The organism is Microcoleus sp. PH2017_09_SFU_O_A (genome assembly GCF_020738625.1).
In the GTDB taxonomy this organism is placed as follows: Bacteria; Cyanobacteriota; Cyanobacteriia; order Cyanobacteriales; family Microcoleaceae; genus Microcoleus.
This window is the reverse complement of the sequence record NZ_JAEQCF010000020.1, coordinates 21,146-47,271: the sequence shown is the minus strand read 5'-3', so window position 1 is coordinate 47,271 and position 26,126 is coordinate 21,146. Positions and strand designations below refer to the sequence as shown.

Here is a 26,126-nt window from a genome sequence, read left to right as displayed (position 1 = left end):
CTTGTGGTTAGCCTCAAATCGATCGCCATTCTCTCTTAACAGGCATCTTACCTGTTCCATAAGAACATTGTTTTTTAGCGATCGGGCTCGTCCTCTTCATATACCATTAAATCCCCCGGCTGACAATTCAGTGCTCTGCACAAAGCGCTGAGGGTTGCTTCGTCGATTCGGGTGAGTCGGCGACGGGTTTTGATTTTCGACACAGATGTGGGGTGCATCCCAATTAAAGTAGCCAATTCTTTATTGCTGATATTGCGATCGGCCATCACAACTGCCAATTTCCAACGAATCACTGCTGACACTCAACTGCTGGCCATGATATTGCAAGCTGATGTTACCATTCTGCAACCTTCAATTTTCCTTAAATTGCCGTAACGACAATATAAATTGTCGTTACGCTTGACAAGCGGCAGCGATTGAACTAGACTCAGGATGTACAAACGGAAAAGCGATCGCCCCCTGGCCTAGAAAACTTAAGGGCGATCGCAATTCCACTATTCGTGTAATTCAAACCCTATGATATCACAGCCCAAGTCCGTTCCCGAACTGCTCCGGGAAGAAATTCCTGATGTACCTCAAGGCAAAAAACCGATTCGTTTGTTGTTGTGTGGCGTTCCCAAAGGGGTAGACAGCATTGTTAATCTGCTGCACGTTTTGGGTTTTGCACAAGTTGGAGAGTGGAGTCCGCCTGTACCGTCGCCTCTAGCGGGTGAGGTGATTCGGATTTTAACTCGTTACTGGTAAGAATGATTGTGGAGGTCGATCGCACTTTTCAAAAGTTCCCCAGTAGGGACACAGCATTGCTGTGTCCTTACAGATATTGCGTACAATGTACCAGATTCGATCGTGTTTATCAACTCAACTCCAAAAGTTGCCTCAAAAACTCAATAAAATTTGCCAAAGCAGGAACCTGCTGCTGTGTCTCTTTACTCACCCAATTATTATCAGCAATACTTGTTGTATTAGTCTTCCCCGGTTTGAGAACACTGACAACAGTAGCAACTAAAGCTTTTTCGCGATCGAAATTTTTCCACTTTAAAGATTTCCTCTCTTTTTGAGAAAATTCATCCATATCGGAAAACTCATCTAGATAAGAATCTAGATAAGAATTAGCTCTCTTCATGTACGCGGGATAAGCTATCTGTCCGCACTCACACAGCAAAGTATCTAACACACCGGGCGAAGCGTTATCTGGCAAAATATAAATTCCTGTACGCGGGCTATTGGTATTTACAACACCAGGGCGATCGGGCAAATCAGGAAAGTAGTTGCGGAATTTATTAGTATATTCTGAAACAATTTTATTGGGATTTGACTTATTATCACAATCGGTAACTATGCCAAATGCCGACAAGTTTGTTTGATACTCAGAATTATTAGATAATATATCATCTAGATTAGTAACAAGGTTGCTTCCTTCACCAGCATAAATTACTACGGAGACAGTATCATTAAACAAAATAGATGGCATATCAAGACGTTTGTACAAATCTCCTTGTTTGGGATAACGGGGAATAAACTTATGCCAAAATTTGTCAAATTTACTTTCCAATTCTTTTGACATATCCAATCTTGTCAACTTATCCAATTTGTTCCACTCTTCTCTAAAATCTTTAAAACCCAAAAGCTTCAGAACCTTCCCTGTAAATGCCTGGTCATGAGGCCCTTCTACTCCAATAATGGCGTATTTCACACGCGCACCTCCTGACCCAAATCCTCCCGCAATCTTTGCAATCTTTCCCGTTGAATTCTAACTGCTTTAGTTTGTGAATCCCGTTTTTCTAAACGATAAAGAACTACATCAGTCTCCGAATCGCTAGCATCCAACATCGCATCAATTGCTTCTAAACTGTGGGTAGTTGCAAATAACTGAACATTCATCTGCTTGCACCACTGCACAATCCAAGCAAAGGAACTGCGAAGTGCTTCAGTATGAATTGCTGTTTCTATTTCGTCAATTAGCAACACTCCACCTCTGACTTTTGCCAATGTTAAAGAAATAAATAGCAAGCGACGTACTCCATCACCAAAAGAGCTTAATGGTGAAAATCCTAATACTTTATGGTTGATATAGATACTTGGACTAAACTCTCCAAGTGATAAAATTTCCAAGTCTACTATTTCCGCATCTACAATCTGAAGTAATTTAATTACCTCGTCTTTCAATCCCCGTAGTATTGCCTGCGATAGAAGATGAGACTCTAATTTTTCCATCCTGTGAGAAACAGGTGTGACCATATTAATTGGCAATCTTGGGTATAAATGATTAGACTGACTTATCAGCCTTTGACGTGGCCATATTTCAAAATTTTCTGATACTTCATTCCCTAAGAAAAGTACGATACCTTCTGGCGGATCGCGAAGTATTGCTTTGAGTTCTATGTTGGCACCACGTATACTCTTATATTCAAGATCTTCATAAGATTCTAGCCAATCTTCAGTGCTATCTTCGATATCTTTTTCTGATTGAAATAGCATTTCTATCTCATTATAGACTGCCCTAGATTCTACAACTTGGAAGCTACCATTCCCAGAAATATAGGTTTCCCCTAGGTAAAGAATGGGTTTAGGTACTTCATTCTTTTGAGGAAATAACCACTTGAAAGCATCTAATGGAATTTTGGGAGAGGCCTTGATTTCTCGGCGCCCTGCTGTTTTCAACCATTCTCCGATATCCAACGGCTGACAATAGGTTGATATCGCCTCTAAAACACTGGTTTTACCTGAGTTATTCCCGCCAACCAAAATGTTGATCTGGCCCAAGCCCTGCAAGGTTAAATCTCGCAGGCCTCGGAACCGATGGATGGTTAAATTGTCAATGTGTTTCATAATTATGACTTACGCATTTCAACGGAGATGCTTCGCTTCGGTTTTCCCGCAAGGCTTTGTAATCGTAGTCGCTCGAAAATTGAATTTGTCCGCTTAAATCCAGTAGGTTTCGCTTTTTACGGGTGCGAATTAATTCTTGCAAAGCAAAGTCAATCAGTTCTTGTTCTGTCTTGAAATTGGTTAAGCGAAAGGCTTCTTTAACCAACTCTTCGTTAAGTTCAACGGGGGTTTTCATGGTTAATCTTTCATCTCATTGTAATGATACTTACCAGCCACGATCGCAATTTGTCGATCCGTAACTTGGGAAACGAATAGTTTTTACCTATTTTTGATTATGATAATTATAACGTTTTTAGTTTAATGACAACGAAGTATTCTCGGAAAAAACCCGATTTCTGACTACCCACAAATCAAAGAAACCGGGTTTTTCGCAGTTTCTGGGAGGTGTGACGAGTATTCTGGAAAAAACCCGGTTTCTCGCCACCCATCCACTATTCATTGAAGGTGTTTTACATACCTATGTCTTCGGTACATAAGTCGATCGCACTTGCAACTCCTTCATCTGCTTCTCATCCACACCAGACGGCGCATTCGCCAAAATACAACGCGCTTGCTGCGTCTTCGGAAACGCAATCACATCCCGAATCGACTCCTCGCCAGCCAACAACATTACCAGGCGATCGACACCATAGGCAATTCCGCCGTGGGGAGGAGTTCCATACTCAAACGCATCCAACAAAAAGCCAAACTTATTGTAAGCTTCCTCAGTCGATAAGCCGATCGCCTCAAACACCCTTTCCTGAACATCCCGCTGGTAAATCCGCAGAGAACCACCACCGACTTCTGTGCCGTTTAACACCAAATCGTAAGCTTGAGCTCTCGCAGTCTTCAGATCGTCAATATCATCGGGATGCGGGGCTGTAAATGGGTGGTGCAATGCTTCCAAACGCTTCTCATCAGCGTTCCATTCAAACATCGGAAACTCTGTCACCCACAGCAAATTCATCTTGTCTTTGTCAATCAATCCCAATTCGTTACCGATGCACAAACGCAATCTATCCAAAGTCTTATTGACAGTTGTGACATCGGCTGCTGCAAATAACAACAAATGACCTGGTTGTGCGCCAGTGCGATCGAGCAACTCCTGTTTTTGAGCTTCTGTTAAATTATCCTTAATTGCGCCGATCGTATCAATTTCGCCATTCTCCCGCACCCGGATATAAGCTAATCCCTTAGCCCCGGCTTCGCTGGCTTCCTTAAACAAATCGCCACCCGGCTTAATTCGCACATTAGAAATCGCATCATTCCCGCCCGGAATTGGCAAAATTTTCACAATTCCGCCCGCAGCAACCGCACCGGAAAACACCTTAAATCCCGAATCTTTCATCAAATCGGAAACATCGACTAATTCCATACCGAAGCGAGTATCTGGTTTATCGCTACCATAACGATCCATCGCTTCGGCGTAAGTCAAACGCGGGAAAGGACGAGGCAATTCCACGCCTTTCACAGTTTGGAAAATATTGCAGACTAAACCTTCGTTTAATTCGAGGATTTCTTCCACAGACATGAAACTCATTTCCATGTCCAATTGCGTAAATTCCGGTTGTCTATCAGCGCGCAAATCTTCATCTCGGAAGCAGCGGGCAATTTGATAATATCTGTCTAAACCCGAAACCATCAGCAATTGTTTGAACAATTGTGGCGACTGCGGCAAAGCGTACCATTCACCCAAATTGACGCGGCTGGGAACTAAATAATCTCTCGCACCTTCGGGAGTCGATCGCGTTAAAATCGGTGTTTCAACTTCAATAAAACCGCCAACGTCTTCGAGGTGGCGACGCATAGCTTTGATCACCTGGTGACGAAGCTGCAAATTTCGACTCATGCGATCGCGCCGCAAGTCCAAATAGCGATACTTCAAGCGCAAATCTTCCCGCACGCTTTCATTATCCGCCGTCGAAACCTGAAATGGTAACTGTTTGCGAACCGCATTCAACAATTCAATCTCGTCAGCATAAATTTCTACTTCACCCGTAGGCAATTTAGGGTTGAGGGAATCTGCGGGGCGGCTGGTGACTCTACCTGTAATTCTCACCACGTATTCGCCGCGCAAAGCCTCAGCCCCGTGATAGGAATCTGGGGTGCGTTGGGGATCGCTGACAATTTGCACTAAGCCCGATCGATCGCGCAAATCGAGAAAAATCACCCCGCCATGATCGCGGCGGCGATCCACCCATCCGTAGAGGGTGACAGTTTGTCCGATGTGTTCGCTTCGCAGTTCGCCGCAGTAGTAAGTTCTCATGGTTGGGGGTTATGGACTAAAAATAAAGCTTTTTAATTATGCAGTATGCCTGAACATTGTGCTGAATGCAAATTCAAGGGCGATCGCGATCGTGGTTTTGGTGTTGAGTGCAGTAGAGTGCAAGTGTCCGCCCAACCATAGCATTCTTGAAAGCTCTTCTGTTGTATTGGCTGAACCCTGAAAGCTTTAAGCCGTAACGCTTAATCCCAGTCGCACCGAAACTGCGCGCGCGATCGGCTATTGACATTATCCCTGTCCAGTTGACAGTAATATTGAGTTTGATATATTGTAACGGATTCAGGTTTATATGAAGCTATCGTAGCATTAGAGTCAGAAGGATTGCTGTGTTCAGAGCCGTTGAAAGTAAATAAACAAGCCTTATCCAAATATTTACTGCTTCTTTTGATCGGTTTACTGACCACCCATAATTTCTTAAATTCCTTGTGAGTCACGTGGGTAATTCAAAGTATTGTCGTTTTACCAACCTATGTAACGTATTATGAGAAACTTTGATTCCAAGGAAAGTTTCTCGGGAGCATCTCAGTTTGGCATTTATAGTGCTGTCCCCGCTCGCGAGTAGAATACGCGAGCGGAGACGCTCGCACTATAATAAAAAAATGCTTTTTGCCAAACTGAGATGCTCCCAGTTTCTCGCATCTTTTTCTGCCATTTGATAAGATTCATTGGCACTGATTAATAGATCGCATTTTTCCATGCTCGGGCTAAGGAATGAGAATTAAATAACTTACAATCTTTATTGCTCTTGTGGGATGGGCGTCCCGCCCGTCCGTCCTTTCTGGACGGGCGGAAGAGGCCATCCCACAAACTTGTGTAAATTATTTAATTTGCGCTCCTTAATTTCTGATTCTGCTGAAAAGAAAACTTGCCTATTACTGGTCTCACTTTTATAATATTGCCTGCTGTACAGATTTTTCTAGACTTTCAAAACTTTTTAGTTCCATTGCATCTATATTTAGGTGAATAATTTCTGCCACCGCTTTTAAGTGGGATTATATTGATTGCTGGTGTGCTGGTGTGATTTTAATTACCTCATGTTTTTTTGGAATTTTTACTACAAGGTTTTTCATTTGAGACATTTTTGAAGAGATTTGCATTCATTGAGATGCCTCCGTTACCTCGCTTGAATAGCCGATTCACTCCCCACTGTGCGGTTAATTAAAAAAAATCTTAACTTCTTTTCCAAATCTTAATTTCCCCCAACCAACCCGCACTCACAATAGTCTTAGCATCTGCGCTAATTCCTACAGCAGTAACATAGCCAGAATGTCCGCTCAAATTACCTCTCAATTGACCCGATCGCACATCCCACAGTTTTACACTCTTATCCCAACTCCCAGTAACCAGTATACTCCCATCCCGACTGATTGCCAGCGACCAAACTCCATCGGTATGTCCGCTCAAACGCCGAATTAATTGACCGTTTCCGACATTCCACAAACCAACAGTACCGTTGCTGTTACCGGCGGCCAAAGTTTTGCCATCGGGAGTAAAAGCGAGGGACAAAACAGACAAGTTCTTGCCGCCAATCGTGCGAATTGCTGCACCTGTAGTTAAATTCCACAACCTAATTGAACCATCTTTGCTGCCACTAGCTAAAGTTTGGCGATCGGGACTAATTGCAACAGCATTCACTAATCCAGAATGCCCGGTTAAAGTCCGCAGCAATGCCCCTGTTTTCGCATTCCAAATCTTAATCGTTTTGTCCCAACTGCCGCTCGCGACAAATTGAGCGTCTGGACTGACGGCAACACTCGAAACAGCGCCAGAATGCCCGCTCAAAGTGCGGACAACCGCGCCTGTTTCTAAATTCCAAATTTTTACAGTTTTGTCGTCACTGCCGCTAGCTAACACGTTTCCATCCGCACTCGATGCCAGGGCGTTTACCGCTTCCGCGTGTCCTTGCAGCGTAGTTTTTAATTGCCCGCTGGGGAAGTTCCAAACTGAGATTGTGCCGTTACTATTTCCTGTGGTAAAAGCAGTGGAAGCTAGAGCAAGCGAACTGACAACTTCTGAAGGCCCTTTGAGGGTATTTGTGGTGGCAAAGGCGATCGCACTTCCGGGCTTCTGAGGCGGATTATTGACAGCAGTTTTCGGGTTTGCGGCTGTTGGCGATTGGGGAAGGACTGGTAGCGAAATAGTCGATCGCCATTTCATGATATTACTGATTTCTACTCCCGCTGCCACGATTTTATCCGAATTGTCCTCTAACCTGACAATGCCGTTAATTGCGACAACTTTTCCCGCATCGTCAAGCACTGGGCCGCCGCTCATTCCCGCCCTAACTAAGTTGTTGTATACCAAAGTATAGCCATTTAATGGAGTTTGGCGGCCGGTAAATTGACCTTCGGTAGCGATGAAAATCGGTTGTCTCAGGGAACCGCCGGATATTGGCCAGCCAGCCACATAGGCTCTTTTTCCGGGAGTTGCTGGGGAATTAGCTAATTGGGCGAGGGGGTAGCTTTGAGGGCTGCTGATGGTGACGATCGCGATATCCGCACCGGGCATTCGCCGCACCAGGCCGTATGATACAGAGTGAGCTTGACCGTCGGGAGTTACAACCTCGTAATCGCCAGGTTTATCGACTACGTGCCAGTTGGTGAGTATATAGTACGTGCTACCTTGTTTTTCTAAAATTACTCCGGAACCGCCTTTTGTGCCTTGGATCCGTACCGTGATTTGTTTGGCGACGGTTTTAACTGCGTCGGCGGTTAAGGCTAGGGCGATTGGAGGTGAGGTGAGTGGGATGAGGGCGATCGCACTTAGGGCGATCGTAGCACTCAAAATAGCCGGAATTGTTCTGCTGTAGTTCATGATTGTGTCAATTTAACATACCCACATATCAACAGACGGATTAGTTTTCCGGTTTGTGGCGCGTTGGTGGTTGGGAATGGAAGGGTGTTTGCAAGTAAGGGTTAGTAGGGTGCGTCAGCTAGAGTTTTTAGTGGATAATTGAGAGTTTAAGAACTGACGCACCTTACAGCTAGGGGGTGCGTCAGTTTATGCAATTTCAAACAAGCCTCTCAACTTCGTACTGACGCACCCTACAACTATCAACGGACGGATGGGTTTTCCGCTTTGTAACATATTTTTACACAAAATGAGAATGTAAGGTTAGTAGGGTGCGTCAGTTAGAGTTTTTAGTGGATAATTGAGAGTTTAAGAACTGACGCACCTTACAGCTAGCAGGTGCGTCAGTTTATGCAATTTCAAACAAGCCTCTCAACTTCGTACTGACGCACCCTACAACTTGACTTATAATGGTATATAGAAACTGGAACAAAGAGTTAACAGAGGAAAATCTCCGAGATCGAATAGCCCAAGCCAAGCAAACATGGAAAACCGCTGAGGCTATAAAGCCGCGTGCCGAATCCGTGCATTACAATCAGTCGGAAGATTTAATTGTTATCAAACTCAAAAACGGTGCTATTTTCTGTTTTCCTCCGAGGCTTGCACAAGGCTTAGAAAGTGCTTCACCAGAACAACTTGCTGATGTTTGGCTGCCGCCTTCCGGTAGCAGCGTACACTGGGAAAGCTTAGATGTTGATTTTAGAATTCCCGAACTTATCGCAGGTATTTTTGGGACAAAATCTTGGATGGCTAATTAATTTCTTAGTCTCTTAGAGAGGGACTTTGTTTGTGTAGGATCGGTTTGAACCGCCGAGTGGCTCAAATCCCCGATTTTTCTAATAATTCGGGGATTTCGCCTTAAATTTTATGCTAGATCGAAGAGCAAAAACTCCGCATCTTCTGTCGCTTCAATTACCAACTCAGCCTCATCACTAACCGCCGCACCGTCACCCTTTTCTAAAGTCAAGCCGTTGAGCAAAACAGCACCGCGAGCAACTTGTATCCAAGCATGGCGATTTGGCTGCAAAACATGAGAAACCCGCGAGTTTTTATCCAAAACTGCTGCATACAAATCGACATCTTGATGCACTTTTACTGCACCATCTCTCGCATCTCGCGCCGCAACTAAGCGCAGTTTCCCGCGCCTTTCTACTACGGGAAAATCCCGCTGTTCGTAACTCGGCTCTAAGCCATTGGTATCGGGCAACAGCCAGATTTGCAGCAAATGAACTGGGTCAGTTTGTGAGGGATTGAACTCGCTGTGTTGGATGCCCGTACCTGCACTCATCCGCTGTACTTCACCGGGTTTGATTACTGCGCCGGTACCTAAACTGTCTTTGTGTTCTAACGCTCCTTCCAGTACATAGGTAATGATTTCCATGTCGCTGTGCCCGTGAGTGCCGAAACCTTTGCCGGGGTTAACGACATCCTCATTGATTACCCGCAACGACCGAAAATTCATATAATTGCGATCGTAATAATTGGCAAAAGAAAATGTGTGGTAACTGTCCAGCCAACCATGATTAGCGTGTCCTCTTGCTTCACTTTTTCTGACTGCAATCATTTTCTCAATCCTCCTTCGATTTTAGATTTTAGATTTGGCAATGACTTCGGGTATTGATCGGATGTTTTTACTTTAAACCAAGTCAAGCTATTATGGGAAGTACGCACTTAAAAGTGCGGTAGTTACCAAAAAGATACTATGCAAGCTAAAGCAGGAACTATTGAGCGCGCAAATTGCCCGGTAGAAAGAACTTTAGAGGTGATTGGCGGGCGCTGGAAAGTCTTAATTCTCCGGGAGCTATTTCAAGGAGTGAAGCGTTTTAATGAGCTGCAACGAGCTGTCAACGGCATTACTCAGAAGATGCTGACGCAGCAGTTGCGGGAGATGGAGTCAGATGGGATTGTTCATCGGGAAATTTACCTGCAAGTTCCGCCGAAAGTTGAATATTCGCTCACGCCTTTGGGCGAAAGTCTTAAACCGATTATTGATTCGATGCACGAATGGGGAATTAAGCATCTTAACTATAGTTAAGTTTATTGAAGCGTAGCTAATTCCCAATTTGCGATCGTCGCCGACTATATCATAAAATAACCCTTATAAAGTTTGTAGTGAGGACTTCAGTCCTCTCTGATTTGAAGAGGACTGAAGTCCTCACTACGAACCTGTTATAAAGTTCGTAGTGAGGACTTCAGTCCTCTCTGATTTGAAGAGGACTGAAGTCCTCACTACGAACCTGTCAGGGCGATATTTTTTCCGTCTTCCGACTGATGTCGTTTTTTCCAGCTAGTCCAACAATAATAATATGAACAAAATAGAGCGTCTTGCCACTCTCAACCGCATCCGCAAACTCAGCCGCCTGATGGATACCGCCATTGGCATACCCGGTACTAAATTTCGCATTGGTTTAGATCCCATTATCGGTTTAGTTCCCGGTGCTGGGGATATAGTAGATACTGCGTTTTCTGCTTACCTAATTTACTTAGCAACTCAATTCAATCTCCCCCCGAAAACTCTAGGCAAAATGATTTACAATATTAGTTTGGAAGCTGTTATTGGCTCAGTGCCTTTAGTCGGAGATATTTTCGATGCTTTTTATAAGTCAAACATGAGAAATCTGGCGCTTTTGGAAGCGCACCTCGAAGCAGAGGAACCCGAATTAGCAGCAGTTGCAGAACCTATTCATGAATCGATTAAACTCTAGGCGTCTACTTCACCAAAAATCCCAGCCAAAAACCGAAAATCTCAAAAACCTGCCCCACCCAGCGGTAAATTTACATCTACATTTTCTGCATCAAACCATAGGGGCGGGTTCGCCAAAAATCTCATCCAACAAACAACAATCTCAAAAACCCGCCCCCACCCAACGATAAATCTAAATCTACATTTTTAGTATTTGATACAAATTAACGTTGATGTGGGTTATTGGTTGTGTGGGGGCGGGTTTACCTAAATTTTTTGTGGGTATTAAAGATGTTTGCGAACCCGCCCCTACCGAATTATAAAAATCTGTAAGGGCGTATTCACAGAAAGATTTATCATCACGAAAAGGTTCAATAAACCCGCTCTTACAATTTAAAATTTATACAGAATAGCGTTTAACAGCTTCCACGAAAGCATTAACATCTTCTTCTTTAGTATTAAAAGCTGTTACCAGTCTAATAGTAGAGTTATCCCACCGATAAAACAGAAAACCCTCAGCTAAAACCGCTGCAATTACAGATTCGGGAAGCTGCACAAAAATCTCGTTAGCTTCGACGGGATGGCAAAACTTGACTTTCTCAACTCCGGCCAAACCTTCGGCTAATTTAGCTGCCATCTTATTGGCGTGAGTCGCATTTTTTAGCCACAAATCATCCGTTATATATGCTTCCAACTGCGCCGACAAAAACCGCATCTTTGAGAACAGATGCCCGCTGCGCTTGCGGTAAAATGGGAAAGTCTTTGCTAATTCTTGATTGAAAAATACCACAGCTTCCGCAGCCATTGCGCCGTTTTTTGTCGCTCCAAATGAGAGGATATCCACGCCTGTGCGCCAAGTGATATCGGCAGGAGCACAGCCCAAACTCGCCACAGCGTTAGCAAAGCGAGCTCCATCCATATGTAGGTGCAAATTGTGGTGGCGCACAACTTCCGAAATCTGGGCAATTTCCGCTGGATGGTATACTGTGCCGGCTTCTGTGGCTTGCGTGATGCTGACGGCGGCGGGCTGTACGTGGTGGACTACTCCTGCACCAGCGCGATCGACTATTTCACCTAAAGTCTCTGCCTCTATCTTAGCATGATTTCCTGTTAATGTCACTAACTTTGCACCGCCCGTAAAAAACTCCGGCGCGCCGCATTCATCCAGATTAATATGAGATTGGGCGTGACAGTAAACAGCCCCGTAAGGAGGAGTCACAGTTGCCAGGGCCAAAGCATTAGCAGCAGAACCGGTTGCTACAGGAAAAACAGTCACCGGTGTCTCGAACAAATCCGAGAATTTAACTTGCAAACGCTGCGTATATTCATCATCTCCGTAAGACATCGCAGCACCGCAATTAGCCGCTGCAATCGCTGCCATAATTTCCGGCGAAACCCCGGTTGCATTGTCGCTACAAAAATTCATTTGAATAATCGGTAAACAGAATCTATAATATAACTCAACAGTCAAAACTCAACCGTCAAGCATTAAACCAAGAGGAACTATGGCAGAGTACCGCCAAATAGAATACCGCATCGGCAAAGACGGCAAAATTACTGAAACCGTCCTCAACGCCACCGGTTCGAGTTGCACCGAAACCACTGCCGGAGTTGAAAAAGCCCTGGGCCAAGTAGAATCTCAAGAGTTGTTGCCAGAATACTATGAAGGCGAAGAAAATTTGACCGCCGAACAAACTCAGACTTTAAAACAAGTTTAGAAAAATTAACAATGTTCTATCTCCTCGGTGCAACAGTTGATATAACAACAGGGCCTGCCTTCGGTATCGCGCTAGCTGTCGGGGGCATTTTTCTAATTTTAGTGTACCTTTATGCTGCATCCGAGGCCGGAGATGCGATCGACTTTAAGTACGATACAATCCTCCGGGAACGCATGAATCAGCTAGATATCGTCGATTGGCAAGACTTAGGCGAAAAAGCAGGCTTAAGTCGCTTCGGGGTGCGCTTAGTGCGACAGGGAGACGTGGGAAAACTCACGCTAGACCAACTGCGGCGGCTGGCAACTGTGCTAAATTTGAATTTCCAGGAATTCGATCGCACTTTAAGCGCACTGCCCGTATCGGCTGCAATCACCACGAATCCCAGCGAAATCGAAGAATTGAAACAGCAGTGTTTCCGGCTGCGCGAAGAATTGCAGCAACAAAAAACTCAACTCACAGCCGATTTTCGCCGCGCCACCTTTGAACAGTTGCAAACTTTGTTAACCAACTATCCCAGCGCCCGCAAAATGGCAGAAGCCAAGCCGAATATGCCCGCCAAAAATCTCTCGGCTTTGTTTACCCCCCTAGAAAATCTCTTGTCAAGTTGGGATTTTGAAACAATTGGTTCAGCTTGGGAACAAGTGACTTACAATCCGCAGTTGCACCAGCCGGATGTTGAAGATATAACAGAAGGAGAGTTAGTTTATATTCGGTTTGTCGGCTATCGAGATGGAGAGCAAATTCTTGCTCCAGCTAAAGTTAGTCGCAGCCTTCCACCGGGAATAACAAATTAAAGTGAAAATCTAAAATAGACATGACTACAGTTGCAATAGACTTCGGTACCAGCAACACGGTTGTTTGCATTCTCAACCCGGATACGCAAACACCCGAAACTTTGAGATTGGGCGAAATGTCCCGGATTTTCAAGACCAAGAAATCGAGCGTAGATGCCCGAGAAATACCTGTAGTTCCGACTTTAGTGTTTGTGAAAAATGCGGGAGAGTTGGTATTGGGAGAAAAAGTGCGATCGCAGCGTTTAGGACAATCCCAGCCCGATCGCTTTTTCAAAGCTTTTAAACGCGACTTAGCAGCCGATTATCAGCCCCCGGCCCGCAATATAGACGGTGAAAGCTACACGCCGGAATCAGTAGCTGAACAATTTATCAGAACTATATGGAAACAATTATATCAGCAAAACATACAACCAGATAAATTAATTTTTACAGTACCAGTCGGAGCATTTGAGCGATATCTTGATTGGTTTCGCGACTTAGCAGAATCTCTCGGAGTTGAGGAAGTTCAGCTAATCGATGAATCCACCGCCGCCGCCCTGGGATATGCCGTACAACGCCCCGGTTCTCTAGTTTTAGTAGTCGATTTTGGCGGCGGGACTTTAGACTTAAGTTTAGTCCGCACTGCTGTAATCCCCTTTGCTAAGGGAGGCAGCGAGATTTCTCCCCCCCTTGGTAAGGAAGGGCTGGGGGGGGTGCGTGCCGAAGTGTTGGCAAAATCCGATGCTTATGTCGGTGGCGAAGATATTGACATTTGGATTGTTGAAGATTATTTGCGGCAAATTGGTTCGTCACGCGCAGAAGTTGGCGGCGTGGGCTGGCAAAATTTATTAGAAATAGCAGAAAAGTTAAAAATTCAAGTGTCTCAAGTTAATGAGGCGAAGGAAAGTTGGTTTGACGATGAAAATTTTATGTCTTATGACTTGCAGTTAAACCGAGATCAGCTTGAAGAAATCCTGGAATCCAGACAGTTGTTGGAACAGTTGCGGGAAGCTTTAGATGAAGTGTTGAGCATTGCGCTGGGAAAAGGTATCGGTAAAGCAGATATCGAACAGGTTTTGCTGGTAGGAGGAACTTCTATGATTCCGGCTGTATCTAATTTAGTGGTTTCCTATTTTGGGCGACAAAAAGTTAAAACAGATAAGCCTTTTGAAGCTGTAGCCCACGGCGCTTTAGCCTTGACACAATTGGCGAGTGTTGACGATTATTTGCGCCACACCTATGCAATTCGCCTCTGGGAACCTTATGCTAAAGCTTATACTTATTCGCCGATTTTTAGCAAGGAAATGAAGTATCCTTGTGAAAGTTCCGAAGAGTTGACGCTGCAAGTTGCCATTGAAGGTCAAAGGGAAATTAGGTTAGATATTGGAGAAGTTGCGGAGGTGTCGCAAGCGGAGGTTACTTTTAACGAAAAAGGGCAAATGACGAGCAGTTTGCTCAACAAACACAGCGATTTTCGTTCTTTGGAAAGCCACCACCAGGAGGTTTGTGTGGCGCATTTGAATCCGCCTGGGGTGTTGGGGATTGACAGGGTTTCGGTGAGTTTTGAGGTGGATGAGAAGCGGGTGTTGTTGGCTACGGTGCGGGATTTGGTGACTGGTAAGGTTTTGGTGGCGAAAGGGGCGATCGCCAAACTGCAATAATGATACAATTGTTATTAAGATAAGATTCGGCGATTGAAATCGCTTCTACACAAACAAAGTCCGCCTCCGCGGACTGAAGAATCTCGATTTAAATCAAATTTATGTCGCCATGAAAAAGCAACAAAATAAATTCAGCCACCTCACAGCAATTGAAAGAATTTACCTGTCATTTCCGGCAAGATTTTTATTAGAGCAAAACTTGCTTCAAGGTAAAGTTTTAGATTTTGGGTGCGGCTTCGGTAGCGATGTTAAATTGTTGCAGCAAAAAGGCTTTGATATTGCAGGTTACGACTCTTATTATTTTCCTGAATTTCCCGAACATAAATTCGACACTATCATTTGCTTTTATGTTTTAAATGTCTTGTTTCCCGAAGAACAAGCGAATGTGCTGATGGAAGTGTCGCACCTCTTGAAACCAGGAGGTAAAGCATATTTTGCCGTGAGAAGGGATATCAAAAAAGAAGGTTTTCGAGAACACTACGTCCACAAAAAACCTACCTATCAGTGCATTGTCAAACTTCCTTTTAAGTCGTCTCTCTTAAATGAGTCTTGCGAAATCTACGAATACGTGCATTACAACCATCAAAGAAATTCCACTAATAACTGCATATTCTGCAATCCGTACAAAAACTTAACTTTAGTCACAGAATCAGCGACAGCCTATGCAATATTTGACGGTTATCCCGCTAGCAAAGGTCATGTTTTAATTGTTCCAAAACGTCACACTGCAAATTATTTTGAATTGCCGTTTCGAGAGCAATCGGCTTGCTGGTTTATGGCGAATAAGGTGCAAGAGATGTTAATTAAAGATTTTCAGCCTGATGGTTTTAATGTGGGTATCAATATTAATAAAGATGCGGGTCAAAGTCGCAGTCACGCTGCGATTCATGTTATCCCCCGCTACAGGGGCGATGCGGCTGGAAATAAAGGCGGTATTAGATATGTGATTCCTCAAGTTAAAAATAAAAATTAGGAATTTGTGAAAGATTTTTTTACCGCAGAGGCGCAGAGAACGCGGAGAGAGAAGAGATGGATTTATAATTTTTGTAAGGATTGTGATATTTGAGCAAAGGGGGAGCCAAATAGAGTTAAAATGTGTTTGCCAAGTCTCAAACTATACATTAGCAGTAATTTGGTGTTCTGTTTATGTCTAAGCGCAAAAAGCAAGAATGGCTCAAGGAAACTCTAGAGCTCAAAGAAGACCACAATTGGAAATCTCAGCCTGGAACTCGCATCTTTGTCGCTGGAAGAGGTGCAGTCCGCTTTGATGTCCCCCAAGATTGGCATTTTGAACCGGATACAAAGTCGTTCCGGTTTACGGATAAGAAACCGCCGGATGATGATTGTTGTTTGGAGGTTTCGTTTAATTTGTTACCTCCTGGTAATTGGGGAGAATTTCCGCTGGTGCCGCTATTACAGAAAATAGTTGAAGATGATACCAGAAATCCGATCGATCCTGGGGATATTATCCAATTGAAGCGACAAACTGCTCGGGTTGTTTGGACTGAATTTAAGTTTATCGACCCTCCAGAGCAGCGGGAAGCTTATTCGAGAATCTGTATCGGATTGGGTTCTAATGTTCAGTGTTTAATTACTTTTGATTACTGGGTTGATGATGCTGAACGTTTGACTCCTGTCTGGGATACGGTGATGGACTCGCTGGTTTTGGGTTTGTTTATTAGTGACCCTCGAACGGGTTTTGCACGTCCAGATTAGGTTTGGGGAGATGGCAATTATCAGGACTAAATCTCATTTATATCATTGCCGAGCGATCGCTCTTTTTTCGGTTTGAGGGCGATCGCACTTTCTGCACGTCAAGCTTTTAATTGGTAATCAAATTATTAGTAAACTAGATCTGTTCGCCCGATGATCGCCCGATCGCCAATTCCACAAAGCCCGATCGCCAATTCCCGCAAAACACTAACACAAATACACTACAATTATCCCACCATCCGGCACCTACAAACCTGCTAACCCCATGCTTTGCGATTACCTCGTACAAATCCTCACCGCCCGCGTCTACGATGTTGCTCAAGAATCCCCCCTAGAAGTAGCCCCCAATCTATCAACGCGGCTCAACAATAAACTGCTGCTGAAACGCGAAGATATGCAGTCTGTCTTTTCCTTCAAACTGCGGGGCGCGTACAACAAAATGGCGCAACTGTCGCCGGATTTGCTAGCACAAGGTGCGATCGCAGCTTCCGCCGGCAATCACGCCCAAGGAGTGGCCCTCGCTGCCCGCCATCTGGGAACTCGCGCGATTATCGTCATGCCCGTAACGACGCCGCAGGTGAAGGTTAATGCGGTGATAGCCCGCGGTGGAGAGGTGATTTTGCATGGGGATACCTACGATGATGCCTACGCTTTTGCGCGCCAATTAGAGGTCGAAAAAGGCATGACTTTTATTCACCCTTTTGACGATCCGCACGTGATTGCGGGACAGGGTACGATCGGCATGGAAATTCTGCGGCAACATCAAAAACCGATTCACGCGATTTTTGTGGCAATTGGCGGCGGTGGATTGATTTCGGGAATTGCGGCTTATATCAAGCGGTTGCGCCCGGAAATTAAGATTATTGGTGTGGAACCGGTGGACTCTGATGCGATGAATCAATCGCTGAAAGCGGGTAAACGGGTGCGCTTGTCGCAGGTTGGTTTATTTGCTGACGGCGTTGCGGTGCGGGAAGTTGGCGAGGAAACTTTTCGGCTTTGTCAGGAGTATGTGGATGAGATTATTTTGGTGGATACGGATGATATTTGTGCGGCGATTAAGGATGTTTTTGAGGATACGCGATCGATCTTAGAACCTGCTGGTGCTTTGGCGATCGCAGGTGCGAAGGCTTATGTGGAACGGGAACAAGTCGCAGGAGAAACATTAATTGCGGTTGCTTGCGGCGCGAACATGAATTTCGATCGCCTGCGTTTTGTAGCAGAAAGGGCAGAGTTTGGCGAACGTCGGGAAGCAATTTTTGCAGTCACAATTCCCGAACAACCGGGAAGTCTCCGCAGGTTTTGCGAATGTTTGGGTAAGCGCAATCTAACTGAATTTAGCTATCGAATTGCGGATGAAAAAGCAGCGCATATTTTTATCGGCGTCCAAATTCAAAATCGTGCCGATGCGGTAAAAATAGCAGCGAGTTTTGAAGATTGCGGCTTTAAAACTTTGGATTTAACTGATGATGAATTAACGAAATTGCACTTGCGGCATATGGTGGGCGGGCGTTCGATGCTGGCGGATCATGAGTTATTTTATCGCTTTGAATTTCCCGAACGTCCGGGTGCGTTGATGAAGTTTGTGGGTTCGATGAGTCCTAATTGGAATATCAGCGTTTTTCACTATCGGAATAACGGCGCAGATTACGGGCGAATTGTGGTGGGAATTCAAGTACCGCCGGATGAGATGCAGGAGTGGCAGGCTTTTTTGGATACGCTGGGTTATCAGTATGGGGATGAGAGTCAGAATCCGGCTTATAAGTTGTTTTTGAGGTAGTTTATTATTCGGCGGTTGAAACCGATCCTATACAAACGAAGTCCGCCTCCGCGGACTAAGAAAAAGGACGCGAACAATGTCATGTCGGGTTTTCGACGCATCAAACTTCCGATCGCAAATTCTGCACATCCTGAACGCTGAGTCCGGTTATTTGGGCTATGGTTGCGTCATCTAGGCGATCGAGTAACTGCCGTGCGATCGCGAGTGTTGCTTCTTTTTTAGCTTCTTTTCGAGCTTGTTTTTCAGCATAGATTATAACTCCTTGTTGGTCATAAATAAACATTTCTTGCCGTTCGATAGCGTCCAGCTCGTCAGGATTTAAATTAACTTGATTTGCTATATCAAAGGCTTGATGAATCTCTGGAATGACATCCATTGTTTCTGGGATTTGTGTCAGCGTATTAGCATATTTTATGAAATAAATCCATTTATCCACCAGGGTTTCTAACTGTGACAAATCTTTGGTAAATTTCGGGAGTTCGACAAACACTAGCTTCATGTTATTATCGGTATATCTCAGATTAGTCGTTTCTTCTTTGTAAACAAATCTAGAAATTACCCGATCGCTATTTTCAAACATCTCAAAATCAGTCAGTGTCAGTGCAATCACAGGTTGCAGCATTCCGTAGCCTTGTCCTTTCTGTAATTGAGAAACATAGGTTTTTGCAGCGTTGTATAAAACTCTCTTTCCGAAAAACTCTACATTTAATACCTGCATTTCAATAATGACGAGAGTACCATCGGCAAGTCGGGCTTTCACATCTAAGTAAGTATCTTTTAACCCTGTGATTTTTGGGGGCAAATTGGGATTAATAATTTCTAAGTCTTCTATGGTAGGATTGCCATCGTAAATCATGGCGTTGAGAAAGCTGATGAGTATGCCTTTGTTATCTGAAGAACCGAAGATTTTTTTGAAGGCGTAATCGGTTTTGGGGTTGATGAATGTCATGGTGGGAAACGGGAATCGCGACGGCTGTCTCGATTGTATCATCGGTGCGATGGCTACTTCCTTAGCTTGTGCCTACGAACTTGACGGGTGCGATCGCCCGTAGGAGAAGATAATGAGCTATCCTCACTCTTGAGAGTCAGAAGGGCGATCGGGCTTTTCCAGATAGATGCGATTGGAAGTACAATAAAGTTAAAAGTTACAAAAGGGAACAATGGCAGCACGCGATCGCTTTCATGAAGCCGTTAAGCTTGCCCTTCAGAAGGAAAATTGGGTGATTACCGACGATCCGCTGAGGCTAGAAACCGGTTGAGCAAAGTTTGAGATTGATTTGGGTGCAGAGCGTTTACTCGCAGCACAACGGGCAGGAGAAAAAATCGCCGTTGAAATTAAAACATTTTTGGGTGACTCCCCGATTACGGATTATCATGCGGCATTAGGACAGTTTCTGAATTATCGGCTTGCATTAGAACTTAAGGAACCCGATCGCAAGCTTTATTTAGCAGTTCCTGTTGCGGTGCACGAAGCTTTTTTTCAGCGGGAGTTTTTGCAAATTTCGGTAGAGCGGCATCAAGTTAACCGCATTGTCTACGATCCAGTGAATGAGGTGATTGTACAATGGATAAGCTAGAGCATTATCGTCAGTCGATTCAAGCATTATTGACTGAATATGTGGCAACTCCGATCTCCAATGGTGCGATCGAATCGCAAATAATTTTTGATACGCAGCGGGATCATTATCAAGTGACGAATGTTGGTTGGGATGGACATCGGCGGGTGTATGGATGCGTGCTGCATTTAGATATTAAGGATGGCAAGATTTGGTTGCAGCAGAATACAACGGAGATGCGAGTGGCGCACGAGTTGGTGGCAATGGGTGTGGCAAAGGAGGATATTATCTTGGGATTTCAAGCAACCTATGTGCGCGAGTACACGGGCTTTGGAGTGGCTTAGCGATCGCTAAAAATAATGTCACCAGCAGCGATTTCCTGACGTACTATCTCAGCTAGACTATCCCACTGAGCGTCTGTTGTAGCTTCAAATTGAGCCTTCCACACCTGTTCGTCACTGATATCCTCTTCCGCCATTAGAATGCGGATTAACTCTCGTTTGTCGATCGCAGATAGTTGTCTAATGGTAGGGAGTAATTCTGTTAGTGTCATCGGTTGTTTTCCTACGATGCGTCTATGTTAACGGTAGCAGGTCAACGTAGTAATTGCAACTTCTAGGGGAGTTTGACAAAAAATGCCCAAAAATTGCTATAATAAAGAGTCTTAGAAACTTAACACTAAAGGCTGAGGTTAAAGTCGTGACAATAACTTCACAAGAAACGGATGTAGAGATTCAACAATTCCCTATTGTTCTGGGACAGGGAGGGGAAATTACCATTCCCCAGTTATTACAAGATGCTCTCAAGGTCGATCGGGGAGATATGCTGGTGCTACTCCAAATAGGTAATTTGATTGTGCTTGCTCCCAAACAACCTCAAGTTCCCCAACTAATCGATCGGATTGCAACGATTATGGAAAATGAAAATGTGGGTTTGACTGATTTATTGGCGGGTTTAGAAGCGGAGAGAGAGGCGATTTGGCAGGAGAAACAGTCTTGATGCGTAGGATATTTGCAGACTCCAGCGTGTTAATTGCCGGATGCGGATCGCGAACGGGAGCTAGTCGTGCTGTGCTGACAATGGCTGAAATAGGTCTTTTAAAGTTGGTTATATCTGACCAAGTTTTGAAGGAATGCGATCGCAATTTACGCAAAAAAATACCTGCGTCTCTGCCAATTTTTACAGAGTTGCTAGCTACTATTAACCCCGAAATTCAACCTGATCCATCCCTCGAAGAATCATCGCGGTGGGCGGCTATTATTGAAGCTAAAGATACCCCGATTTTAGCAGCGGCTGTTCTGGCAAATGTCGATCGCCTGTTGAGCTTAAATACCAAAGATTTTACGTCCGAAGTTGCTGCACAAAGCGGGTTAATGATTCAAACTCCAGCAGAATTTGTTACAGAAATCCGAGAGATTGTAGGAAAAGGTTTGTCGTCAACGTGATTCGAGGGTGATGAGCGACGAATAATAAAGGCGATCGCCCTTTGTTTTTTTGAGTAAGGGCGATCGCTCTTCGCACACCACAATCTATTATGGTTTTATCCAACCTTTAACGATCGCCTTCCCGACATTGACATAAGGATTGTCTAAAAACTCTTCGATCGCAGCTTCACCACCAGCCTGCAATGCACCAACCGCACGACGCTTGAAACTGGGGGTAGTTTCATCATTAACGTGAGCAATCTTTTCCGCATCAGTAGCGGTGGGATTACTTACCTCTAATTGTTTGAGCAGTTGTTGAATTTCTTTTGCTGAAGCCGCAAGAGTTTGTTTCTGTTCTGATTGTTGGACAAAAGAGTTGTTGTCAGAGCTGGCATTCTCACCCATAGCCCCAACCTGACCATGATTATTATAAGAAGTTTGTGACACTACTTTACTCTCGGATACGGGTTTATACTCTACATTTCCATCGACGTTTCCTTGAACCAAGTTGCCCTGAAAACTACTATTATTCATGTCTACAGATTTACGTTCCATAACTGCTAGCATCCTCAATTGCTAATGTTTACTTTTAGTGTTATGTTAGCTCAATTACCAGAAAGATACGAAGTATTACCACCGACATTTCCCTGTATTAAGTTACCTTTTACTTCACTATTGTTGATACATATTTCATAAGATACGTTGTTTTTTTCTTTTTCTATAAAATCATATATGCCTAAAACTATCTGTTTGAGTTTTGCTAGTTCATCCGTAACAAATAGCGTTTTGTCACCTGAATTTAGAGTAATTAATAGACCGTGGTATTTGGGCTTTTTCCAGTTCCAAACTACACCTCCAATTGCAACCAATACCAACAAACCACCTAGTGCACTGTTACCTATACCAGCTATCAATGAAGCAAAAAAAATACTGACAATTATCGACCAAGGAATCGTTCCAATATCGACCGCTCCTTCACTAAAACTTGTTATATTGTGAGTTTGATAAACAGTATTTGAAAAACGAACTGTTCTTTGGGTTATAGTAATAACTTGATTTCGTTCTAAAGCGATGCTCTGATTACTTCCCAAGAGGTTTGGTGTTGCCATTTATTATACCTATAAAATTGATGTTTGATGCTATGTGACGACACCCTTTTCAGCTCTGAGGCACAACTACGCGCCTGTTAATAAACACTCTAGTAAGATGCTTGTGTCTGCTTTACTGATACTAAACCGATCGCACAAAAATTAAAAGCGGAAAAAGACGGATTTTTCTTAAATTATTGTAAACTACGGAAAAAGACGGATCGAGACGGATAAAGTCGGCTATAATAACCACTGTCCTCCCACATCCCGGATGATGCGCCTTCAAGAAATACTTCAATTTATAGATGATGCTGTCTACGCCAAGACAGGCAAACATTTAAATGACTTGCAGCGCGGAATTATTGAAGGAACGCTGAAGCGTCAAAAGTATGATGACATTGCAGAAAATTGTGGTTGTTCAGCGGGTCATGCTAAGGATGTAGGTTACGAGCTTTTGCAAATGTTATCTGATGTCTTTGATGAAGAAGTTGATAAAAAAAATCTTAAATCAGTCGTAGAACGGCAAGGTGCTCTAAATATTTCTTTGGGTGCTCGAAGCTTTAATAGCAATAATAATATAATCGGCTGTGTAAACATGGGTTCCGAACAAACAATTCCTACGCCAGATAAAAGTCAGCCGGAAAATCCCGACTTGCAGGATGAAAGCAAAAATCAAACTAAGATTGAAACAATAGATAAATTACGGCAGTTTGGCTTAAGCGATGAGCAAATTGCCGAAGCGCTAGATCTACCTTTAGAGCAGGTTAAACAGGTGGACTTGGAGGAATAAATTCTGCGCCCTGTGCGAATTTTACTAAAGTGAAACTAAAAAAGGAGATATTTCAGGCGTTGTGCATAATTCCCAGAAACCGGGTTTCTTCCGAGATATTTAGCCACCCAACCCAAATTTTGTAAGAAACCCGGTTTCTTAGCCTTTGCATACTTCCCAGAAACCGAATTGGAGAATCAATTGAAAATCAAAATTATCATTCACGAAGCAGAAGAAGGCGGATACTGGGCAGAAGTTCCTGCTATTCCTGGCTGTGCAACAGAGGGAGAAACCTTCGAGGAACTACTGCAAAACCTCTAGGTCGCGATCGAAGGTTGCCTTGTTGAACTAAAATAAAATATCCCCAGATATTTTCAGCTATGAACACAAAACTCATTGAATCCTTAGTACAAATCATTCAGACGCTCTCAGAAGAGGAGCAATTGCTAATCAAAGCAAAATTGTTTAGCAACATCCCCTATCCTTCTACTGTGGAAATAACCCAGTTAGCCCAAAGCGGGAGAGCATTTCAATTCCTGCACGATGAACCTGATATTTACAACCTTGAAGATGGAGAGCCAATTTAGTGAAGCTAAAAAAAGGAGATATTGTTTTAGCTGAATTTCCCTTTACAGATTTGAGTTAGAAAAAGTTACGTCCGGCTTTAGTGCTGTGGGCAAGTTCAACTATAGATGAAATTACTATCTGCTTCATTTCTTCGCAAAATGTCACTAGCCTAAGTTCAGATGAATTTACTTTAAATGCTTCCGATCCAGAATTTTTTAGTACGGGATTAAGAGTATCTTCTAAAGTTAGAGTGACTCGGATTGTCAGCCTTGAACAGAGATTAATCGTGAGACGATTGGGCGAGTTAGAAAGTCAGCAAATGCAGCAATTGAATGCAACTATAATACAAGCATTTCAATTAGTATAGCCTTGTTGAGTCTCGCGCGCTTGCCGGAAACGATCGCAAATCCCTGCAATAAAAGTTTCGCCATGATTTCAAACCAGCACCGGACGACTTCTCAGCGGCACAAGAATTTCATGCAAAACACTAGGCTTCGCACTAAGATATACTTCACCACAATTACCCTCGTTATATCCGACAACAATAGCCCCGATCGCACTACCGATTTCAGGATACATCTCTTCACTCATCTCTCCCTCATCCAAAAAGTCTGGAATTTTAATCAAACCTTTGACACCATCTTCACCAATATTAACAAACACTCCAAAGGGAGCATGATATTCAACTTTACCCAGCAAAAACTGCCCCAATCTGTACTTTAATTTAATTTGTTCCCAGCTTTGACTATCCATAATATTCACTGTGGTTTGAGGACTCGTGGAAATTGGTTGAGTATGGCAAACAAGCGTTGAGGTACAATTACCTCAATTCGCTCGTAACCGTCTTTTTCATCATAGCGATATTCCAGCGACTTGAAATACTGCTCATAACTTGACCGATCAATTGAAACCTCCAGTATCCCTTCTTTATAGCTTTGATTATACTCTTCTGCAATACTTCGATCGTTGGGGCCGGCAAAATAGCAATTTCCATCGACATAAGGAGGATTGTAGGGAAAATCGACTGGTTGAAATCCCTCTTTCAGTAATTTCTGACCTTTGCGTTTTTGAGGTGCTTTGTAAATCGTAATGATTTGGGGGGATTGTGACTGACTAGGTTCCATGTAAAATGCTTCAAATCTCCCTACACTTTCCTTCACTAAATGCTTGTTCTGCTTGTCGAATCAAGGGGTCAAATTTGCCTGCTTTCAAATCCTCTTCGATTTGCCGATCCCAAAGAGATTCTTGGAACTCTTCAAGCCATTCAAAAAACTCTGCGAGTTCATTTTGTGGAAGTTCCCTTACTGCTGTCTTGAGTTCTGTAATGTTCATGGGTAAGTAATTTTTTTCGTAATATTCGTTTACCTGTTTGCTCTAATTATATAGCATCGATCGACATCACCGACCTTCGCCATCACATTATACCAAAGGGTGCATCTCACTTTTGAAGAGGGCGAAGCATGACCGCATATAAGTTATTAGTTATAATTTTATATTGACTGCGGTCATGCTTCGCCCCTACAAACATATTTGCTTGCATTGAGATGCACCCATACCAAATCTCCTTCTATTACCTCTCTTCAGTCTCGCGTTTCGCCGACTTGGTTGTTCCTGTAGAAGTGATTTCAATCGTCTGGTGACTGACAAATTAGTAGCATGGAAAGAGGAATCTTCGTCTGTGGATGTATCGGTTCCTGGAATTCGCACACTCTCCAGCCGGATTCCGATACTTGTTGAAACCAGGAACTAACTGTGCGGAAATACCAGGGCATCGGCTCTCGAAAAGCTCCGCCGAAATTGTCGAAAGTCTCGATTTTCCATCCGTCAACATAGGGCTGTTGCTGACACGCTGTGAATGGATGAACTGTCTGGATTAACAAATGTCCGTCTGAGACTGTGGCTTGGCGTAACGATCGCAATAAATCTCCAATTTCCTCGCCGAGTAGCGAAAAATTGCAGACAATCCCATCGTAGGATTGACCGAGTATCCCTGGATTGGCAATAATCTCATCGTAGCCGATCGCCCGAAAACAACCGCTGCTTTTCTCACGAGCGCGATCGATCAAACCACGGGAAGCATCAACTCCAACCACCTCTACACCGTGCTTTGCTAAGGCGCGCCCCAGCCAACCTTCACCGCATCCGACATCCAGCACTCGCCGATGCCCGTAGCGCAGCACAGCTTGTAGAATAGCCTCATCCGTTGCTGCGCGGCGACTTTCGATCGAATTTTGCTCGATCGCCCGCGTCCATGCGTCAGCATTAGCTTCCCAACTCTGTTGAATTTGTTGTTCAGGGCGATCGCATTTCATGGTAATTCTATTCTTGGTACTAAGACTTACGAAGAAATCTGATTTTGAATCCGATTCTGCGTAAGTCCTGAGTATATAAAAAC

Annotated in this window: 33 protein-coding genes and 2 pseudogenes; 18 read left to right on the top strand and 17 right to left on the bottom strand. The window is 43.9% G+C overall.

Features of this window, described 5'->3' with window-relative positions:
- Positions 1 to 74: 74 nt before the first annotated feature.
- Positions 75 to 293 (bottom strand): helix-turn-helix transcriptional regulator, encoded by a 219-nt coding sequence (locus JGK16_RS10440; protein WP_293203037.1) that lies wholly within the window; start codon positions 291 to 293, stop codon positions 75 to 77.
- 223 nt (positions 294 to 516) lie between these two features.
- Here JGK16_RS10440 and JGK16_RS10435 point away from each other — a divergent pair, with 223 nt between their 5' ends.
- Complete coding sequence (locus tag JGK16_RS10435; protein ID WP_293177229.1) at positions 517 to 744, top strand: hypothetical protein; 228 nt, start codon at positions 517 to 519, stop codon at positions 742 to 744.
- A 109-nt stretch (positions 745 to 853) separates the two neighbouring features.
- Here the strand turns inward: JGK16_RS10435 and JGK16_RS10430 are convergent, their stop codons facing one another.
- The 6 genes from JGK16_RS10430 to JGK16_RS10405 all read right to left on the bottom strand — a co-directional run bounded on the left by JGK16_RS10430 (position 854) and on the right by JGK16_RS10405 (position 7,966).
- On the bottom strand, positions 854 to 1,693 hold the full coding sequence (locus JGK16_RS10430; RefSeq protein ID WP_293190462.1) for a DUF3226 domain-containing protein: 840 nt from the start codon (positions 1,691 to 1,693) through the stop codon (positions 854 to 856).
- Entirely contained in the window at positions 1,690 to 2,829 is a 1,140-nt protein-coding gene (locus JGK16_RS10425; protein WP_293190461.1) for an AAA family ATPase, read from the bottom strand. Before JGK16_RS10425 ends, JGK16_RS10430 begins: the two co-directional genes overlap by 4 nt.
- Positions 2,816 to 3,064 carry a type II toxin-antitoxin system VapB family antitoxin gene (locus tag JGK16_RS10420; RefSeq protein WP_293177235.1) on the bottom strand — a complete coding sequence of 83 codons (249 nt, stop codon included), beginning with the start codon at positions 3,062 to 3,064 and terminating at the stop codon, positions 2,816 to 2,818. Before JGK16_RS10420 ends, JGK16_RS10425 begins: the two co-directional genes overlap by 14 nt.
- 282 nt (positions 3,065 to 3,346) lie before the next feature.
- The gene (gene aspS, locus JGK16_RS10415; protein WP_293190460.1) at positions 3,347 to 5,134 is read right to left on the bottom strand and encodes an aspartate--tRNA ligase; all 1,788 of its coding nucleotides are present in this window, start codon (positions 5,132 to 5,134) and stop codon (positions 3,347 to 3,349) included.
- 73 nt (positions 5,135 to 5,207) lie between these two features.
- Positions 5,208 to 5,381: a hypothetical protein gene (locus JGK16_RS10410; protein WP_293177239.1), complete on the bottom strand. Its 174-nt coding sequence runs from the start codon at positions 5,379 to 5,381 to the stop codon at positions 5,208 to 5,210.
- A 941-nt stretch (positions 5,382 to 6,322) separates the two neighbouring features.
- Positions 6,323 to 7,966: a trypsin-like peptidase domain-containing protein gene (locus tag JGK16_RS10405; RefSeq protein WP_293190459.1), complete on the bottom strand. Its 1,644-nt coding sequence runs from the start codon at positions 7,964 to 7,966 to the stop codon at positions 6,323 to 6,325.
- Between the two features lie 446 nt (positions 7,967 to 8,412).
- Between JGK16_RS10405 and JGK16_RS10400 the strand changes: the two genes are divergently transcribed.
- Complete coding sequence (locus JGK16_RS10400) at positions 8,413 to 8,760, top strand: DUF2442 domain-containing protein (protein ID WP_293190458.1); 348 nt, start codon at positions 8,413 to 8,415, stop codon at positions 8,758 to 8,760.
- Positions 8,761 to 8,867: 107 nt separating this feature from the next.
- Here the strand turns inward: JGK16_RS10400 and JGK16_RS10395 are convergent, their stop codons facing one another.
- Positions 8,868 to 9,566 (bottom strand): pirin family protein, encoded by a 699-nt coding sequence (locus JGK16_RS10395; RefSeq protein WP_293190457.1) that lies wholly within the window; start codon positions 9,564 to 9,566, stop codon positions 8,868 to 8,870.
- Between the two features lie 138 nt (positions 9,567 to 9,704).
- Here JGK16_RS10395 and JGK16_RS10390 point away from each other — a divergent pair, with 138 nt between their 5' ends.
- Positions 9,705 to 10,037, top strand: a complete 333-nt coding sequence (locus JGK16_RS10390) for a helix-turn-helix domain-containing protein (RefSeq protein WP_293177247.1) — start codon at positions 9,705 to 9,707, stop codon at positions 10,035 to 10,037.
- A 271-nt stretch (positions 10,038 to 10,308) separates the two neighbouring features.
- Complete coding sequence (locus JGK16_RS10385) at positions 10,309 to 10,707, top strand: DUF4112 domain-containing protein (protein WP_293190456.1); 399 nt, start codon at positions 10,309 to 10,311, stop codon at positions 10,705 to 10,707.
- A 378-nt stretch (positions 10,708 to 11,085) separates the two neighbouring features.
- On the opposite strand, the gene JGK16_RS10380 is transcribed toward JGK16_RS10385, so the two are convergent.
- On the bottom strand, positions 11,086 to 12,111 hold the full coding sequence (locus JGK16_RS10380; RefSeq protein ID WP_293190455.1) for a low specificity L-threonine aldolase: 1,026 nt from the start codon (positions 12,109 to 12,111) through the stop codon (positions 11,086 to 11,088).
- A 79-nt stretch (positions 12,112 to 12,190) separates the two neighbouring features.
- Here JGK16_RS10380 and JGK16_RS10375 point away from each other — a divergent pair, with 79 nt between their 5' ends.
- The 6 genes from JGK16_RS10375 to ilvA all read left to right on the top strand — a co-directional run bounded on the left by JGK16_RS10375 (position 12,191) and on the right by ilvA (position 18,327).
- On the top strand, positions 12,191 to 12,403 hold the full coding sequence (locus JGK16_RS10375; protein ID WP_293177253.1) for a DUF2997 domain-containing protein: 213 nt from the start codon (positions 12,191 to 12,193) through the stop codon (positions 12,401 to 12,403).
- Positions 12,404 to 12,414: 11 nt separating this feature from the next.
- On the top strand, positions 12,415 to 13,197 hold the full coding sequence (locus JGK16_RS10370) for an XRE family transcriptional regulator (protein WP_293190454.1): 783 nt from the start codon (positions 12,415 to 12,417) through the stop codon (positions 13,195 to 13,197).
- Positions 13,198 to 13,217: 20 nt separating this feature from the next.
- Entirely contained in the window at positions 13,218 to 14,837 is a 1,620-nt protein-coding gene (locus tag JGK16_RS10365) for an Hsp70 family protein (RefSeq protein ID WP_293190453.1), read from the top strand.
- Between the two features lie 109 nt (positions 14,838 to 14,946).
- On the top strand, positions 14,947 to 15,810 hold the full coding sequence (locus JGK16_RS10360; RefSeq protein ID WP_293190452.1) for a bifunctional class I SAM-dependent methyltransferase/HIT family protein: 864 nt from the start codon (positions 14,947 to 14,949) through the stop codon (positions 15,808 to 15,810).
- Between the two features lie 173 nt (positions 15,811 to 15,983).
- Positions 15,984 to 16,553, top strand: a complete 570-nt coding sequence (locus JGK16_RS10355) for a hypothetical protein (protein ID WP_293190451.1) — start codon at positions 15,984 to 15,986, stop codon at positions 16,551 to 16,553.
- A gap of 226 nt (positions 16,554 to 16,779) precedes the next feature.
- Positions 16,780 to 18,327 carry a threonine ammonia-lyase, biosynthetic gene (gene ilvA, locus JGK16_RS10350; protein WP_293190473.1) on the top strand — a complete coding sequence of 516 codons (1,548 nt, stop codon included), beginning with the start codon at positions 16,780 to 16,782 and terminating at the stop codon, positions 18,325 to 18,327.
- Between the two features lie 100 nt (positions 18,328 to 18,427).
- Here the strand turns inward: ilvA and JGK16_RS10345 are convergent, their stop codons facing one another.
- Entirely contained in the window at positions 18,428 to 19,276 is an 849-nt protein-coding gene (locus tag JGK16_RS10345) for an Rpn family recombination-promoting nuclease/putative transposase (RefSeq protein ID WP_293190450.1), read from the bottom strand.
- 211 nt (positions 19,277 to 19,487) lie between these two features.
- On the opposite strand from JGK16_RS10345, the pseudogene JGK16_RS10340 reads away from it, so the two are divergent.
- Together JGK16_RS10340 and JGK16_RS10335 are read left to right on the top strand one after the other, a co-directional pair.
- A pseudogene (locus tag JGK16_RS10340) lies at positions 19,488 to 19,904 on the top strand (XisH family protein).
- Positions 19,892 to 20,227: a XisI protein gene (locus JGK16_RS10335; protein ID WP_293177271.1), complete on the top strand. Its 336-nt coding sequence runs from the start codon at positions 19,892 to 19,894 to the stop codon at positions 20,225 to 20,227. The pseudogene JGK16_RS10340 and the gene JGK16_RS10335 overlap by 13 nt, the downstream one beginning before the upstream one ends.
- Here the strand turns inward: JGK16_RS10335 and JGK16_RS10330 are convergent.
- Positions 20,224 to 20,436: a hypothetical protein gene (locus JGK16_RS10330; RefSeq protein WP_293190449.1), complete on the bottom strand. Its 213-nt coding sequence runs from the start codon at positions 20,434 to 20,436 to the stop codon at positions 20,224 to 20,226. The genes JGK16_RS10335 and JGK16_RS10330 overlap by 4 nt on opposite strands.
- Positions 20,437 to 20,582: 146 nt before the next feature.
- Between JGK16_RS10330 and JGK16_RS10325 the strand changes: the two genes are divergently transcribed.
- Entirely contained in the window at positions 20,583 to 20,882 is a 300-nt protein-coding gene (locus JGK16_RS10325; protein ID WP_293190448.1) for a hypothetical protein, read from the top strand.
- Positions 20,882 to 21,328, top strand: coding sequence for a PIN domain-containing protein (locus JGK16_RS10320; protein WP_293190447.1), 447 nt, complete (start codon positions 20,882 to 20,884; stop codon positions 21,326 to 21,328). The genes JGK16_RS10325 and JGK16_RS10320 overlap by 1 nt, the downstream gene beginning before the upstream one ends.
- An 87-nt stretch (positions 21,329 to 21,415) precedes the next feature.
- Here the strand turns inward: JGK16_RS10320 and JGK16_RS10315 are convergent, their stop codons facing one another.
- Entirely contained in the window at positions 21,416 to 21,862 is a 447-nt protein-coding gene (locus JGK16_RS10315) for a hypothetical protein (RefSeq protein WP_293196855.1), read from the bottom strand.
- A 50-nt stretch (positions 21,863 to 21,912) separates the two neighbouring features.
- Positions 21,913 to 22,416, bottom strand: coding sequence for a DUF6232 family protein (locus JGK16_RS10310; protein ID WP_293190445.1), 504 nt, complete (start codon positions 22,414 to 22,416; stop codon positions 21,913 to 21,915).
- A gap of 250 nt (positions 22,417 to 22,666) precedes the next feature.
- On the opposite strand from JGK16_RS10310, the gene JGK16_RS10305 reads away from it, so the two are divergent.
- From JGK16_RS10305 to JGK16_RS32720, 4 genes and pseudogenes are all read left to right on the top strand, one after another.
- Entirely contained in the window at positions 22,667 to 23,185 is a 519-nt protein-coding gene (locus JGK16_RS10305; protein ID WP_363319762.1) for a hypothetical protein, read from the top strand.
- 180 nt (positions 23,186 to 23,365) lie between these two features.
- A complete protein-coding gene (locus tag JGK16_RS10300) occupies positions 23,366 to 23,485 on the top strand; it encodes a type II toxin-antitoxin system HicB family antitoxin (protein ID WP_293190444.1) in 120 nt (39 codons plus the stop codon).
- Between the two features lie 59 nt (positions 23,486 to 23,544).
- Entirely contained in the window at positions 23,545 to 23,751 is a 207-nt protein-coding gene (locus JGK16_RS10295) for a hypothetical protein (protein ID WP_293177287.1), read from the top strand.
- Between the two features lie 71 nt (positions 23,752 to 23,822).
- A pseudogene (locus JGK16_RS32720) lies at positions 23,823 to 24,098 on the top strand (type II toxin-antitoxin system PemK/MazF family toxin); the annotation flags it as partial.
- 68 nt (positions 24,099 to 24,166) lie between these two features.
- Here JGK16_RS32720 and JGK16_RS10290 read toward each other — a convergent pair.
- The 4 genes from JGK16_RS10290 to JGK16_RS10275 all read right to left on the bottom strand — a co-directional run bounded on the left by JGK16_RS10290 (position 24,167) and on the right by JGK16_RS10275 (position 26,043).
- Complete coding sequence (locus JGK16_RS10290; protein ID WP_293177289.1) at positions 24,167 to 24,484, bottom strand: RNA-binding protein; 318 nt, start codon at positions 24,482 to 24,484, stop codon at positions 24,167 to 24,169.
- A 5-nt stretch (positions 24,485 to 24,489) separates the two neighbouring features.
- Positions 24,490 to 24,855 carry a hypothetical protein gene (locus JGK16_RS10285; RefSeq protein ID WP_293196852.1) on the bottom strand — a complete coding sequence of 122 codons (366 nt, stop codon included), beginning with the start codon at positions 24,853 to 24,855 and terminating at the stop codon, positions 24,490 to 24,492.
- Between the two features lie 10 nt (positions 24,856 to 24,865).
- Positions 24,866 to 25,063, bottom strand: coding sequence for a hypothetical protein (locus tag JGK16_RS10280; protein ID WP_293177295.1), 198 nt, complete (start codon positions 25,061 to 25,063; stop codon positions 24,866 to 24,868).
- Between the two features lie 293 nt (positions 25,064 to 25,356).
- Positions 25,357 to 26,043, bottom strand: coding sequence for a class I SAM-dependent methyltransferase (locus JGK16_RS10275; RefSeq protein ID WP_293190443.1), 687 nt, complete (start codon positions 26,041 to 26,043; stop codon positions 25,357 to 25,359).
- Positions 26,044 to 26,126: the final 83 nt, after the last annotated feature.

Coding starts and splice junctions, on each gene's coding strand:
- JGK16_RS10435 (WP_293177229.1), top strand. CDS start 517: ATGATATCACAGCCCAAGTCCGTTCCCGAACTGCTCCGGGAAGAAATT.
- JGK16_RS10385 (WP_293190456.1), top strand. CDS start 10,309: ATGAACAAAATAGAGCGTCTTGCCACTCTCAACCGCATCCGCAAACTC.
- JGK16_RS10285 (WP_293196852.1), bottom strand. CDS start 24,855: ATGGAACCTAGTCAGTCACAATCCCCCCAAATCATTACGATTTACAAA.
- JGK16_RS10275 (WP_293190443.1), bottom strand. CDS start 26,043: ATGAAATGCGATCGCCCTGAACAACAAATTCAACAGAGTTGGGAAGCT.
- aspS (WP_293190460.1), bottom strand. CDS start 5,134: ATGAGAACTTACTACTGCGGCGAACTGCGAAGCGAACACATCGGACAA.
- JGK16_RS10395 (WP_293190457.1), bottom strand. CDS start 9,566: ATGATTGCAGTCAGAAAAAGTGAAGCAAGAGGACACGCTAATCATGGT.
- JGK16_RS10290 (WP_293177289.1), bottom strand. CDS start 24,484: ATGGATAGTCAAAGCTGGGAACAAATTAAATTAAAGTACAGATTGGGG.
- JGK16_RS10280 (WP_293177295.1), bottom strand. CDS start 25,063: ATGAACATTACAGAACTCAAGACAGCAGTAAGGGAACTTCCACAAAAT.
- JGK16_RS10345 (WP_293190450.1), bottom strand. CDS start 19,276: ATGACATTCATCAACCCCAAAACCGATTACGCCTTCAAAAAAATCTTC.
- JGK16_RS10315 (WP_293196855.1), bottom strand. CDS start 21,862: ATGGAACGTAAATCTGTAGACATGAATAATAGTAGTTTTCAGGGCAAC.
- JGK16_RS10380 (WP_293190455.1), bottom strand. CDS start 12,111: ATGAATTTTTGTAGCGACAATGCAACCGGGGTTTCGCCGGAAATTATG.
- JGK16_RS10370 (WP_293190454.1), top strand. CDS start 12,415: ATGTTCTATCTCCTCGGTGCAACAGTTGATATAACAACAGGGCCTGCC.
- JGK16_RS10320 (WP_293190447.1), top strand. CDS start 20,882: ATGCGTAGGATATTTGCAGACTCCAGCGTGTTAATTGCCGGATGCGGA.
- JGK16_RS10355 (WP_293190451.1), top strand. CDS start 15,984: ATGTCTAAGCGCAAAAAGCAAGAATGGCTCAAGGAAACTCTAGAGCTC.
- JGK16_RS10360 (WP_293190452.1), top strand. CDS start 14,947: ATGAAAAAGCAACAAAATAAATTCAGCCACCTCACAGCAATTGAAAGA.
- JGK16_RS10405 (WP_293190459.1), bottom strand. CDS start 7,966: ATGAACTACAGCAGAACAATTCCGGCTATTTTGAGTGCTACGATCGCC.
- JGK16_RS10420 (WP_293177235.1), bottom strand. CDS start 3,064: ATGAAAACCCCCGTTGAACTTAACGAAGAGTTGGTTAAAGAAGCCTTT.
- JGK16_RS10305 (WP_363319762.1), top strand. CDS start 22,667: ATGATGCGCCTTCAAGAAATACTTCAATTTATAGATGATGCTGTCTAC.
- JGK16_RS10375 (WP_293177253.1), top strand. CDS start 12,191: ATGGCAGAGTACCGCCAAATAGAATACCGCATCGGCAAAGACGGCAAA.
- JGK16_RS10310 (WP_293190445.1), bottom strand. CDS start 22,416: ATGGCAACACCAAACCTCTTGGGAAGTAATCAGAGCATCGCTTTAGAA.
- JGK16_RS10335 (WP_293177271.1), top strand. CDS start 19,892: ATGGATAAGCTAGAGCATTATCGTCAGTCGATTCAAGCATTATTGACT.
- JGK16_RS10400 (WP_293190458.1), top strand. CDS start 8,413: ATGGTATATAGAAACTGGAACAAAGAGTTAACAGAGGAAAATCTCCGA.
- JGK16_RS10295 (WP_293177287.1), top strand. CDS start 23,545: ATGAACACAAAACTCATTGAATCCTTAGTACAAATCATTCAGACGCTC.
- JGK16_RS10425 (WP_293190461.1), bottom strand. CDS start 2,829: ATGAAACACATTGACAATTTAACCATCCATCGGTTCCGAGGCCTGCGA.
- JGK16_RS10330 (WP_293190449.1), bottom strand. CDS start 20,436: ATGACACTAACAGAATTACTCCCTACCATTAGACAACTATCTGCGATC.
- JGK16_RS10410 (WP_293177239.1), bottom strand. CDS start 5,381: ATGTCAATAGCCGATCGCGCGCGCAGTTTCGGTGCGACTGGGATTAAG.
- JGK16_RS10365 (WP_293190453.1), top strand. CDS start 13,218: ATGACTACAGTTGCAATAGACTTCGGTACCAGCAACACGGTTGTTTGC.
- JGK16_RS10390 (WP_293177247.1), top strand. CDS start 9,705: ATGCAAGCTAAAGCAGGAACTATTGAGCGCGCAAATTGCCCGGTAGAA.